Below are 13,093 nucleotides of genomic sequence, written 5' to 3' on the forward strand. Positions count from 1 at the left end.
ACATCCCGTGAAGCGGGATGAATAAGAAGGACAGAGTGAGAAAGCCCTGAAGGGGCGGAATATAGACTCATCCTAAATATTATTCCCAGACATACTTCTCATTATAGTCGACATTATATTTTTCCAAATATGCCCTATACTCCTCCTGAAATGTCTTCTTTCGATGGTGTTCATGTTGATTAGCGATGTAGGAAATGACTCTATCGATTTCAGAAGGTTTTACCGTAAATGCCCCATATCCATCCTGCCAGTAGAAGTTGGCATATTCCACTCCTTTAGTTTTAATCCAATTAGAGGAATGCGATTTTAATTTTTCCATAAGTTTCATCAAGGCTATCTTCTTTGAAAGCATGCAGAGGATGTGGACATGACTAATGAACCGCGGTGTATAATTTCTCCCGAATAATTTCCTACATTTAAGTCATTTACAACACCATACTACCAAAAATTTATTCTGATCTTATGAAAAATATAGCATTATTACTTCTTTTTATTTTCATAGTAACCGGCTGCGCTGAAGAGAAGACTGAAGTAGTTGCCGGGGATGATACAGCCAATGAAGTTTTAAAGGCGTATAACAACATGTATAACTCCTATGCTCAGGGAACAGATGAATTTTTTGATTACTATGAAAATGACTTTGTAAGGGTGCCCACTACAGGAGAGGTGCAGAAAGGTGTTGAAGGACCCAGGGCTGAATGGAACGATCTTTTAAAAACACATTCCCTTTATCTGGAAAAATATGGGGAACCTGAAATTATTTTAAGTGAAAATCAGGTGGTTACTATAGGAGACTACACCGAATATTTTATTGATCGGGAAACAAAAGACAGTGCCTATAATCGCGGAGTTTATATTGCTGCCTGGAGAAAACAGGACGACGGTTCATGGAAAATATCCATGGATACCTGGCAGGCAGGTCTTGAAAAAAAATAATTTCACCTGTTCCATTTAGATCAATAGGATACTCTCTTAAAATATTTGCTGATTGTTTAGCCTCTCAGCATTGTATTCATAAGTGAAAACTATTAATGTATTGGCACAAAAACCCGGGATCTCTTTTTAATTAAGATGAAGCAAATTACCTTCACGCTCTCTTAAAAAACCATTTCCATGAACGAGAAGCAAGTGCTGAATTTTGTTGAGAACGTATTAGACAATATGCCGACAGACTGGTTAAGACTAACCACTCATCGCCTGGATATTTATAATGAAGGCCTGGCCAAAACACAATTTTTGGAACAGTTCGAAGATTTATTTAATAAGAACAACTCTGAACCTTCTGCACTTGCCGGTTTACCCACTGCTTACGATTACATTCGTTTAGGTCATCCCTTATCATCGGTCCTCGAATGGGCGATCGCTAAATTAAATGATCTAAAACCTGAGAATGTCATCAGTTTTTCATCCAGAACAATTCCGGTTTTAGCAGTTCTTAGAAAGAATTTATTTAATAATAAAAATACCCGGATACTTTATACCGGGGAATTACCCGATCATTTTGATGCTGAAACCCTAAAACGTGTTTACGGTTATAATTTTGAACTGAAACAAATTGAGAATGTAGAGGAAATTCCTGAATTTAATGGCAGTACCGTTTTCATTTCAAATGAGGATGCCGGGCTGTCTGCAGGCCGAAAATTCGGAGATCCGGACCTCACCCGGGAAATTGACTTTCTTATTAGTGTTCACCCTCACTTCGGAAGTATTTTATTGGTGAATGGGGAGAAAAATGATAATTATATTTCAGAAATACAACATGTACGCAGAAGAGAGACCATTGCAATGACCCCGGCTGACTGTTATTCTGCCTTGCAGCAACTAACAGGAAGAGGTGTTGTTGAGGAAAAAACCAATCCTGAAACAAACAAGGCGAAGGTTGAAGCTTCCATAAGATCTATTACCGGCACTAACTCTAAAGCCCTACTTGCTTCTTCAGGATTATCCATGCAATATGCGATCATGATGGGACTCATCGATGAAGCGCTTGAAAAACATAAGGGAAAGGCTATTAAAATTATTGTTCCTCCAAATTGTTACGGTGGTACGAATGACCAGGCCAGGAGAGTTGCTGCCGCCCTGGATAATGTTGAGGTGTTAGATCTTTTGGTGGATGGGAATAATGACATGGTTCTTAGTATAGATCATGTTTTGGACCGGGTCGCTAAAGAAGATGCCGTTCCTTATATCATCGCTGAAATTCCAACTAACCCAAGAGTTGAAGTTCCCGATCTTCAGAAATTAAGAGAGGTCTTAAGTAAAGTCCGTAAAACTGCCACCGGGGAAATTGCTATTGATCCTGTTTTTATTTTGGATCAGACCTTTTGTCCTAATGTCCGGTTTTTAGCTAAAGATGGAATTCTAAGCCCTATCCGCACCATTTCATACGTTAGCGGATCCAAATTCCCGAGCGGCGGAAAATGTACTGCCGGTTATTGTGTAGCCAATGAAAAGGCTGAAGCCTCATTGGATAAAATCGAAAAACATCTGGTGCTTTGCGATAATGAGGCTACAGGACTCCAGGTGGAGATTTTGGCAGAGCAGCTACCTTCAATGAATCAGAGGATAAAAGATGCTTACAGGAATACCCGTGAATTTGTAGATTTTATCAGGGAAACCCTACCGGAGGCGAAGATCAATTTTGTTTCAGAAGAATTGGCAGCAGAAGGTTTCACTCCCTCGGTCTTTTCGTTAGATCTTCCAACGAAAGGGAATACTCATGAAGAAAGAGAAGCTTATAAACGAGCCCTGAATCAAAAATTGATCAATATGATGATCAATGAGATCCCAAATGAGAGCAAATACTGCGTGAGCTACGGGCAATTAAAAGGCTGTTACTGGACGATACCCGCTACATCTACCCAGGGAACGACTAAGGAAGCAGATAAGGATTATATCGCACGGGTATCTGTATCTCCCGATCTGGATCTTGAACATCACAAAAAAGTTTTTCAGGACTTCGTAGCGCAAATTTGATTGTAAATATGGGTATACCTCATAAGCAAAATAAGATTTTATTTTAGGTTAAAATCTAAATTAGGAGCCGGAAATGCTCTGCCGGAGGCATTGGAGAGAAATGAAAAATGCGCAGCGCAACAGCGATGGGAGCTTTGTATTTTTAGGCGGCTCATAGGAAATCTTATCCTGTGGAGGAAGGCCAAATTCCTAATACCTAAAAACCATTTTTCGTTTTATAACCCATGTAACCAATTAATTACCATACATTTATAGAAGCACAACCACATATCTAATGATAAGATCCTTTAGAAGGAAGTAATTCAATAGTTTTCGAAGCTTTGTGGTCAAAAAAAGAGATCAATTAAATGACGGCCATTCTTACTGTAAAAATGTTAATCAGCATTAATTGGATATATTATGAAAAAGACCATATTTTTTGTTTTGGCAGCAATCCTGGTTCTGGGATGTCAGCAAAATAAAACGAAATTAAGCGATTCAAAGACAGTAAGCGATTCAACTTTAAAAACATATTTTGAATCAAGTTCAATTCCTGCAGCCGTTATGGGGACAATCGATGCAGATGGAAACATGACGTGGTATCATTTCGGGCCTTCTATTTGGGAAGATTCAACCACGGTGATTTCAGAAAATAATATTTTTAGATTGTTTTCAATGACAAAAGCTATCACCTCTGTGGCTGCATTACAACTTGTAGAAAAAGGGCTGATTGGATTGGATGACCCATTAAACGAATTAATGCCTGAAATGGTTAGCATTCCAATCCTGACGAAGGAAGGAGATCTTATAAAGTCTGACCAAATTATTACCCTAAGGCACCTGTTAAACAATACCTCTGGATTTGGAAATGTATATTTTTCGTCCAGGCTTTATAATTTCAATCCTGAAAATTGGGATTACAAAGATAAGCCCCGATTATTCGAACCCGGAACAGCCTATGCTTATGGAACCGGTTTGGATTGGGCCGGAAAGGTCATTGAGAAATTGAGTGGACAAGATCTTGAGACTTATTTCCGGGAAAATATTACAGGTCCTTTGAAGATGAATGACACATGGTTTAATGTGCCGGCTGACTTGTCCCAAAAAATAGTAACCTTTGGTAGACGGGATTCTTTAGGGATTATTAATGCTTTGGCTCATATTCCTGAAAAACCCGATACAGATTATAAAGGAGCAATGGGTCTTTATGGTTCACCAGGTGATTATTTAAAGTTTTTAAACTGTATGCTAAACTTCGGAAAATATGAAGGGGGGCAGTTGCTAAAAACCGAAACGGCCGAACTGATGTTTGAAGATAGTTTACCAAAAGAAATTAAAATACCTGCAGTTGAACAATTTGATAATGGTGGAATAATAGGATTTTCAGGAGAACAAATTGACCAGATGAAAAATGACCGATGGGGGTATGGGTGGTATATTGAAAGTGATGAAAATAGTGATCGACCGGTTAATTCTGTTTACTGGGGTGGCGTAAATACTTATTATACCTTAGATCCACAGAATAAAATTGCGTTAGTCTTTTTTGCAAATTACTTTCCTGCCAACGACAAGGAGAGTTATGACTTCTACAAATTGTATGAAAAAGAAGTCTATTCACGCTAATGGGATGTTTGAAAGCACGTCGCCGTGGGTAAAGGAGATTTCTAATTAAGTAATTCTTTCTGGGTTCATAGGAATGACAAATACCCATAAACCTCAGCACTATTTTTCATTTGTTTTAAGAGTCCACAAATCTAATTTTTATAAATTATGATTTGATAAAACATATCCATGTTTGGCATAAACGACATCCCGAAATTCCTGCTGGCTTTTTTCCTGGTCCTGCCCCTCATTTCCATTTTGCATGAAGCAGGACATGTCCTCTTTGCCTGGCTTATGGGCGCGAAAAACATCAGGGTCGTGGTGGGGAGTGGGAAACCTGTCTTGAACATAGGGATCATCGAGATACGCCAATATTACTTCTGGTATGGCTTCTGCACATTTGAAAATATTGAACGTAAGGAGAAGTTGGCGAACATCCTTATATTTTCCGGAGGTGCACTTTTTAATCTCTTGAGTACTATCGCAGTGATCCTGCTTGTGGAGAATGAAATTCTGGAAGCCGGCTTGCTCACCTATCAATTCACTTATTTCTCCATGTATTACGTGTTCTTTGCCCTGCTGCCTATGCTCTATCCCGGCGGAAACTACAGCGACGGTAAAATGATCCTTGAGCTGTTAAGGAACAAAGAAGAGGTGATAAGGGAGCGAACCTATCGCGTGAAAAAGAAAACCGAAGAAGAAAAATGGCAGGTTCTGGATCACCACAACAAGTTGATCGAAACCTTCGATAAGGAAGAAAATGCGATGGAAAAAGCCCGGGAAGTGGCACATGAGCATAGGCCCAGCCGTATCATCAACAGCAAAGGAAAAGAGGTTCAAAATTATCCCAGGATCCCATTATAGCTACTTTACCACCCATAAAGGCACATCCAGGTTGGAATTGAACAACTCCTCGGTTACCGTTCCTACTGCGAAAGGAGAAAAAGTATTTCCGCCTTTATCGGAGACCACCAGCAGGTCAACTTCTGAATTTCTAAGATTGGCCAGGATCTTTTGGGCAGCTCCCGATTCCCTGCCCATAAAGATCAGCGGCTCAATTGCTTCGGAATAATTCAATTTCTTCAGGAACTTATCGAATTTTTCCTTCACATGCTTTTCCACCTTGGGACCCATAGATTCCGGAGTGACATAGGGAGAAAATTGAACAGGAACGCTGTATACGTGCACCACTTTTAAAAGTACGTCATGCCCCTCCTGAAGTTTTTTGGTTACCGCAAAGACCTTGCGGGAATCTTGCGAAAAATCAGTCCCGGCCCAGATAACATCTATCTTTTCACGGGCTGCTGCAGGAATCGCAAGAATATCACAACGCAACAAGCGTAGTAATTTACCACTTACCACCCCTGTTCCTTTTTCATGTTTTTTATTCCCCAGAAGGGCAAGATCGATCGCGTATTTTTCCACAATGTACTTAAGCAGAGATTCGCTGTAAGGATCTTCAGAGATGAGTACTTCCCAGTTTGCAGAAGCCGAAAAATGTGCTTTTACCTTCTCATTGAGTTCGTCCCCAATCACCTCGTCAAGATTCACATCTTTGAGATTTTCTTCAAAAAGTTCAGATATCTCATATTTCTTGATGTTGTGCACGAAATAAACGTTTTCTGCCTGCAGCCTTTCTGCAATAAAAGATGCATAAGTAATCAGTTTTTCATCTATTGCTGAAAGGTCCAGGGCTACAAGTATATTTTTGATATTTTTCATAACAATGACATTACCGGTTTTCCTTATTTTGGTTAGTCGCTCTTTTTTTGATGATGTCTGAGATCACTTCTTCATAGCTCTCCAGTTCCTTCTGGGCCTTTTTCTCCTCAGATTTACGGTGTTCATCCCGTACGCCTATATAAAGCGAATAACACATAAACAGGAGGATGAACGCAAACGGAAGACCTGTAACTATAGATGCTGTTTGGAGGGCCTGTAGTCCCCCGCCAATTAAAAGTACAGCCGCAACAGCACCTTCGGCCACCGCCCAGAAGATCCTTTGCCCCACAGGGGCATCAATTTTACCGCCCGAGGTAAGACTATCTACTACCAGGGATCCCGAATCTGAAGAGGTGACAAAAAAGCCTGCGATCAGGATCACAGCTATAACGTTCAATACTACCGCAAAAGGAAAATCTTCCAGGAACACAAACAATGCAGTGGCAACATTATCGTTAACAGCATTTATAATTGTTTGATCTCCTGAAAGGGCCTGTTGAATCGATGTGCTTCCAAAAGCAGTGATCCAGAAGAAAGTTATGAGCGAAGGCACAATAAGCACCCCCAGGATAAATTCCCTGATACTACGTCCTTTCGAAATACGAGCAATGAACATGCCCACGAAAGGAGACCAGGCGATCCACCAGCCCCAGTAAAAAACCGTCCAGGCATTCTGCCAGTTGTTCCCGGTATAACTCTCTGTCCAGGAGGATATTTCCAGAAAACTGAAAAAATAATTTCCGGTATTCTGTACGAAAGACTGAAAAATAAAGATCGTAGGTCCCAGGACCATCACAAGCAGTAAAAGCAAAACTGCTGTCCTCATGTTCCATTCACTCAGGAATTTCACCCCTTTGTCCACCCCCAGAACCACAGAGATTGTGGCAATAGCGGTGATTCCTGCAATAAGGCTTACCTGGGTAATGATACCACTGTCTATCCCAAATACATGGGCCAGCCCTGCAGCTATCTGCTGTACACCCAGCCCTAAAGAGGTGGCCAGGCCAAACACCGTCGCAAGAACCGCAAAAATATCTATGAGATCCCCCCTTTTTCCGTAGATCTTATCCCCCAGAACAGGATAAAAAACCGAACGAATGGTAAGCGGTAAGCCGTGGGAGTAAGTAAAATAGGCCAGGGAAAGCCCCACCAGGGCGTAAATCCCCCAGGCGTGAAAACCCCAGTGTAAAAAAGTAAAATTCATGGCTTCCTGAGCCGCCTCTGGGGTACCTCCATCAGTAAGAGGCGGATTCAGGAAATGCGTTACCGGTTCGGCAATACTCCAGAATAACAATCCAATACCCATTCCCGCACTAAACAGCATGGCAAACCAGGAGATGGTCTTGAATTCAGGTTTGGCGTCCTTCCCTCCTATGCGAATGTTTCCAAATTTACTGAAGGCCAGGTAAAGCACAAAAACGAGATAGATATTGACACAAAGTACAAAAAACCAGCCGCCGTTATTGGCCACAAAATTCTGAATGGCGTCAAAATATCCTTCAGCCTGTTCTTTGAAAATCAAAGTGAGAGCAATGCTTATGATAATGATAATAGAAGAAGTAAAAAAAACCGGACCATTAACTTGTAGTCCCATAATCGACTTTCGCTCATCACTTCTTACAATCTTTTTAGCCATGTTCTGTGTCTTTAAATTTAGTTTCCGTTTTAAAAATAGTAGCCGAAGTTAATATTGAACCTCGCTTCCCATTTGGCATCGGGATCTCCCGCGGCAAAATCATTGACAAAATTGCCACCCAGCCAGGAATGATTGTACCCGGCCGCATAATCAATATAAGTGTACAGGTTACCTGCAGTAACCAGCACTCCCGTCACATTCATAAAGGAATCTTCAAAAGAATTTTCATTTTTCTGCATATACCCGAAATCATTGTAGAACTGCAGATTAGATACAGGACCCCAACTTACAGGCACATCTCGTGCGATCGCGAGGGTATACAGGTTGAAATCTGCCGCTACTTCGTAAGGTGCGCCATAAGCTGCCATGGTGATGACCTCTTCGGAAACACCTTCCTGGTTTTCGGGGTTATGCGAAACAAGCATGGCTTCACTCTTTAGATTCCATTGTTTAAAATCGGCTTCGTAATGCAGGGCGAGAGCGTAATGATTTCCGGTCTTTTTAGTGTTGATATTGTAAAGACCTCCATACTGGCCTGAAATACCCAATCGCGAATGCAGGCTGTCACCCCATTTATACAGAAGCTTTGCATTTCCCTGGTGCACCTCTTTATTATTCCCCGCCACGTCATAGGAATACCTGCTGTGAGAAACTGCTGAAGCATCACCAAACCTTAGTTCCTCGGCATTTTTAAAATAGGCAATCTGATATTCCCAGTTTTCCCCAAGATGCATGTATTTTATTCCCATGTCATGATCATCTTCCAGTCCCATGTAATAGCCAAGATTAAAGAACCAGTTATGGGAATTGTACTGCTGAATCCCGAGGGGCACCTGGGAAAGACCTACCTGCAGCTCCCGGATCTTGTCAAACTTATAGCCGAACCATCCTTGCTTTAGCATTCCTCCCCCAAAAGCTTCGGAATAATGACGGAATTCAGCATTGACATAGATGCCCTGATAAGCTGCAACCGCATTTATCCTGAACATGTCATAGCCAAAATCTCCACCCCTCTTCTTTTGCTCGGGTTTCCAGGAAGAAAGATTATAATTGAACCGCAACGCCCCACCCAAGTCAACTTCAGGAGATTCCTGCGCTCGTAAAGGGAAAACAAGACAACTGCTGCAAAGAACCAGTAAAACACATATGTTTGGAAGGAGATCTTTCATGGATGAACAATGGTGATCTCTAAATTAAAGCGAATCCTAAGGAAAGAAGTTCTCTCTGGTTATAAAATATTGTTAAGACATTGCCTCCCGGGAAAATTGAACATCCCGGGACCAGGCATCTAAAAAATAAAAAGTCCCCACTTCTGTAGGAACTTTTTATGGAAGATCTCAGATCCTGGTTACTCCAGTACCGACACCTGTCTTTCCAATAAATTCCGTTCAGTTACAGCAACTTTATAGGTCTTATTACCTCCGTCCAGGTTTTTTACTGTAAACCCATTTTCCTGAAGGATTCGGGTAGCTAAATATCCTCGTAATCCTGCATGACAGTACAGATAGATCGTCTCTGAAGATGGTAATTCCTCAAGTCGTTCCCGAAGTTCATCCAGGGGAACATGCACCGCACCCTCAATGTGCCCTGCCTCCCACTCTGTTTTCTCCCTTACATCGAGTAAAAAAGCACCGGACTCCTGTAAGTTTTCCACTTCATGCCATTGGAAGGTTTCCAGGCTGCCCTCCTGCATATTCAGGGCAACATATCCCAACATGTTCACAGGATCTTTTGCAGAAGAGAACGGCGGTGCGTAAGCTAATTCCAGCTCAGGAAGATCGTAGATGGATAGACCTCCCTTAATAGCAGTTGCCAGTACATCAATACGTTTATCTGCTCCTTTTACTCCTACTGCCTGTGCTCCCAGTAACCCACCATTATGGGGAGAAAAAAGTAGTTTTAAAGCCAGAGGGGCTGCGCCCGGATAATAACCCGCATGAGAATTGGGATGAATATGTACCACTTCGTATTCTTCTCCTTGTCCTTGCAATGACTTTTCGTTGTTGCCGGTAGTCGCTACCGTAAGATCAAAGACCTTTGCGATGGCAGTGCCCAGGGTTCCTTTGTAAGGGGTGGGTTTGCCGGAGATCGTATCGGCCACAATACGGCCCTGTCTGTTGGCAGGCCAGGCCAGCGGCACGAAACAATTTTGTCCGCTTATGTAATCTTTCACCTCAATAGCGTCACCCACTGCATAAATATAAGGATCTGAAGTCTGAAGAAATTCATTGACCCTAATGCTCTTTCGATTCCCCAGCTCAAGGCCGGCATCTGCAGCCAGTTTACTTTCGGGCTGCACTCCTGCGGCCATAATGATCATATCTGTATACAATTCCTCCCCGTTCTGAAGAATCAGCTTTTTACCTTCAGCTTCAATGCGGTCCAGCCCATTTTTCAAGTAAAGTTCCACGCCTTTTCCGCGTAAATGCTCCTGCAAAATGGCTGCCATTTCAAAATCAAGGGCGTCCATCACCTGTTCTGAAACTTCTACCAGTCGTATCTTGATTCCCAGCTCATGCAGGTTTTCTGCCATTTCCAGCCCAATGAACCCGCCGCCCACGATAACCGCACTTTCCGGTTTGATCTCGTCTACATAGGCTTTAAGTTTATCGGTATCGGGTATATTTCTGAGACTGAAAAGGTTCCTGGCTTCAGTTATTCCCTCAATGGGAGGAAGAAAGGGTTTTGCACCGGGGGAAAGCAGAAGCACATCATATGCTTCTTCGTACTCTGTTCCTGCTCTAAGATCTCTGATCGTAACGGTCTTAGCCTCACGACTTATGGATAATACTTCGCTCAAATTTCGAATATCGAGCCGGAACCTTCTCGACATTCCTTCTACCGTTTGCACCAGCAGTTTTTCCCGTTTTTCTATGGAACCTCCTATGTAATATGGCAGCCCACAATTGGCAAAGGAGATGTGTTCTCCCCTTTCCAGCAGGACTATATGACTATTTTCATTCAGGCGTCTTAATCTAGCGGCAGCAGTTGCGCCACCCGCAACTCCGCCAACGATCACAATTTTTTGTTTTTCCATGGATAACTTCATTTAACTGAAAATCTGTAATAACAATTTCTAAAACTTATTTTTCAGATCACAAAGTTGAGGGGATTATAGAAGAAAAATTATGACTGAGGTCAGGAGTTGAGGAGTGTCTTTTGGGAAGAATTTACAACGATGGTCCTGAATCTCCTTTTTGAAACTCCCAACATGAATAACATTATTACAAGGCCTTTTTCTACGGAAGGCGGAGTTGATCCATATTTTACCTCAGCAAACTAAAATGGCCTCTTTTGCTCTCGAAACCATCTATTGAGATCTCGAACCAGTAATCATCTGCGGGGAGGTCTTTACCGGCAAAGGTGCCGTCCCACCTGAAATCTTCCCCGGCTCCCGATCTTAAAAGCCGGCCATAACGATCAAAGATGTTGATGTGCGAAGCGCCAAAGAAAGAAAGCCCCTTTACCTCAAAATTGTCATTATAGCCGTCACTGTTAGGAGTGAAATAACGTGGAATGACAATATGTGCAAATTCCCGGACCACGGTTTGGCAGCCGCCTGTGTCGCGAACCATGGCGGTATAAATCCCCCCTTCTACGGAAGGAAAAACATTAGAGGTTTGAAAATTGCTTCCGTCAAGGGAATATTCAAAATGCCCTTCCTGTGCCAGCAGGACGGTTACCTTTTTTTCTTCGGAAACGATCGTGGTTATCTCGGGAACTTCCGCAGCCGCAACTTCTATTATTTTAACTACACTGCAGCCAAAACTGTTGGTGATCAACACTTCATAAATACCGGGACTTCCTACGGTTATTTGTCTGGTGGTCTCACCGGTAGACCAGGAATAATCATGAGCTGTTAAGCCGGCATCAAGTTCAACCAATGAAGCTTCACAAAGTATCACTACCTCATCTGATATTTCTGGTAACGGGAAAACATGAAGACTCACCGCAGTCCTTGGACCGGGATTACAACCTGAATTAATCTTTACAGCTTCAGCGTAAAAAGTTCCTTCAGAAGAAGGTGTATAGGTGAGTGAATTTTCGGCTAAAAGCGTACCCCCGGCAGCCGCATCATACCAGTTGACGGTTTCGTCATCTTCTACCTCAACGCCAAGTGCCGGAAAGCTTTCTGTTCCGCATACCTCCTTGTCTCCGGGATTGAACGGTGCTTCGGGAGTTTTAATGATCTTCACATGGTAGGCCTCTGAAGCCGAATTACAAAGATTCCCCGAAAGATTCGCGGCGTCTTCGGCTACCTTCACCCTGAAAAAAGCCGAAGAGGTGAGCGCCGGGGTTTGGTAGGTGTCATTAGTTTCTCCCGGCAGGTCTTGCCAGTTCTCATTGTCGCTGCTTTGCTGCCATTGAAAATAATGTGAGTTGTACACTGAAAGATCGGGGGTGGCCGTTAATTTTACACTTACCGGGCTTTCCTCTTCACATACCGTCACCCCGCTGGCCGCTGTTCCTTCACCGGTCACCGTGGTGAGGTCTCCGCAGGACCTGAAGGTGATGTCATCAATGGCAAGATCATTTCCGCAGCCGCCATCCCCGTTATTGAACATTTTCAGGATGATGGAATCCTGCCCTGCCTGTGACCGGAAAGTCAGGCCATACTGTTCCCATTCAGGCGTTCCCGTTGAAGGGATATCACCTGTACTCCCTTCCTTCAGCAAAACAGAATCTGTTACATCCCATATCTCGAATCTTACATTTACAGGGATCCCGCCATTTGGGCAATAACCACTGTCCCGATCATATACATTAAGGATAAATGCTGAAAATTCGTAGGAGGTATTTTGACACAGCCCTGAGATCTCTTTGCTGTAAAACTGTCCTGATGTATACGAAGCATTGACAATTAAGGCCCGGCCGCCCGAAACTGTGGTGTTGGGTAGCCATGAATGCCAGGTATCTATCCCCCCTCCTATATTGTCAGAGATGGTGTATTGCCCGTCATAAGGATCTTCGGTCACAAAGCCATAGCTGGTCACCCCGGCAGGCAAAGGGGAGCCCGTGCCATAGCCGGAGCCAAAGGTCTCCTCAAAAATGGGATCCCCCTTACTCCCTTCACAAAATCCCAGTTGAGCGCGCACCGCTGTACTCAACAAAAGGATCCATAAAATAAGTAGGGTTCTCATTTTTTACATTATTTCAGCTAAGGCATCTAATTTCATA

General features: G+C 42.8%; 10 protein-coding genes. 4 read left to right on the forward strand and 6 right to left on the reverse strand.

Features of this window, described 5'->3' with window-relative positions:
* Positions 1–79 precede the first annotated feature (79 nt).
* Positions 80–376 carry a transposase gene (locus tag ACFSTG_RS09120; protein WP_380751839.1) on the reverse strand — a complete coding sequence of 99 codons (297 nt, stop codon included), beginning with the start codon at positions 374–376 and terminating at the stop codon, positions 80–82.
* A gap of 86 nt (positions 377–462) precedes the next feature.
* Between ACFSTG_RS09120 and ACFSTG_RS09125 the strand changes: the two genes are divergently transcribed.
* From ACFSTG_RS09125 to ACFSTG_RS09140, 4 genes are all read left to right on the forward strand, one after another.
* Positions 463–936, forward strand: a complete 474-nt coding sequence (locus ACFSTG_RS09125) for a YybH family protein (protein WP_380751432.1) — start codon at positions 463–465, stop codon at positions 934–936.
* A gap of 177 nt (positions 937–1,113) precedes the next feature.
* The gene (locus ACFSTG_RS09130; RefSeq protein ID WP_380751435.1) at positions 1,114–2,976 is read left to right on the forward strand and encodes a cystathionine beta-synthase; all 1,863 of its coding nucleotides are present in this window, start codon (positions 1,114–1,116) and stop codon (positions 2,974–2,976) included.
* Between the two features lie 399 nt (positions 2,977–3,375).
* Positions 3,376–4,578 carry a serine hydrolase domain-containing protein gene (locus tag ACFSTG_RS09135; RefSeq protein ID WP_380751438.1) on the forward strand — a complete coding sequence of 401 codons (1,203 nt, stop codon included), beginning with the start codon at positions 3,376–3,378 and terminating at the stop codon, positions 4,576–4,578.
* A gap of 168 nt (positions 4,579–4,746) precedes the next feature.
* Positions 4,747–5,421: a site-2 protease family protein gene (locus ACFSTG_RS09140; RefSeq protein ID WP_380751441.1), complete on the forward strand. Its 675-nt coding sequence runs from the start codon at positions 4,747–4,749 to the stop codon at positions 5,419–5,421.
* Here the strand turns inward: ACFSTG_RS09140 and ACFSTG_RS09145 are convergent, their stop codons facing one another.
* From ACFSTG_RS09145 to ACFSTG_RS09165, 5 genes are all read right to left on the reverse strand, one after another.
* Complete coding sequence (locus tag ACFSTG_RS09145) at positions 5,422–6,279, reverse strand: universal stress protein (protein ID WP_380751444.1); 858 nt, start codon at positions 6,277–6,279, stop codon at positions 5,422–5,424.
* Positions 6,280–6,289: 10 nt separating this feature from the next.
* Positions 6,290–7,915 (reverse strand): BCCT family transporter, encoded by a 1,626-nt coding sequence (locus ACFSTG_RS09150; protein ID WP_380751447.1) that lies wholly within the window; start codon positions 7,913–7,915, stop codon positions 6,290–6,292.
* A 29-nt stretch (positions 7,916–7,944) separates the two neighbouring features.
* Positions 7,945–9,084: a hypothetical protein gene (locus ACFSTG_RS09155; RefSeq protein WP_380751450.1), complete on the reverse strand. Its 1,140-nt coding sequence runs from the start codon at positions 9,082–9,084 to the stop codon at positions 7,945–7,947.
* 179 nt (positions 9,085–9,263) lie between these two features.
* Positions 9,264–10,952 carry an FAD-dependent oxidoreductase gene (locus ACFSTG_RS09160; protein ID WP_380751453.1) on the reverse strand — a complete coding sequence of 563 codons (1,689 nt, stop codon included), beginning with the start codon at positions 10,950–10,952 and terminating at the stop codon, positions 9,264–9,266.
* A gap of 229 nt (positions 10,953–11,181) precedes the next feature.
* Positions 11,182–13,056 carry a T9SS type B sorting domain-containing protein gene (locus ACFSTG_RS09165; protein WP_380751456.1) on the reverse strand — a complete coding sequence of 625 codons (1,875 nt, stop codon included), beginning with the start codon at positions 13,054–13,056 and terminating at the stop codon, positions 11,182–11,184.
* Between the last annotated feature and the right edge of the window lie 37 nt (positions 13,057–13,093).

Source organism: Salinimicrobium flavum, assembly GCF_042684505.1.
Lineage (GTDB): Bacteria > Bacteroidota > Bacteroidia > Flavobacteriales > Flavobacteriaceae > Salinimicrobium > Salinimicrobium flavum.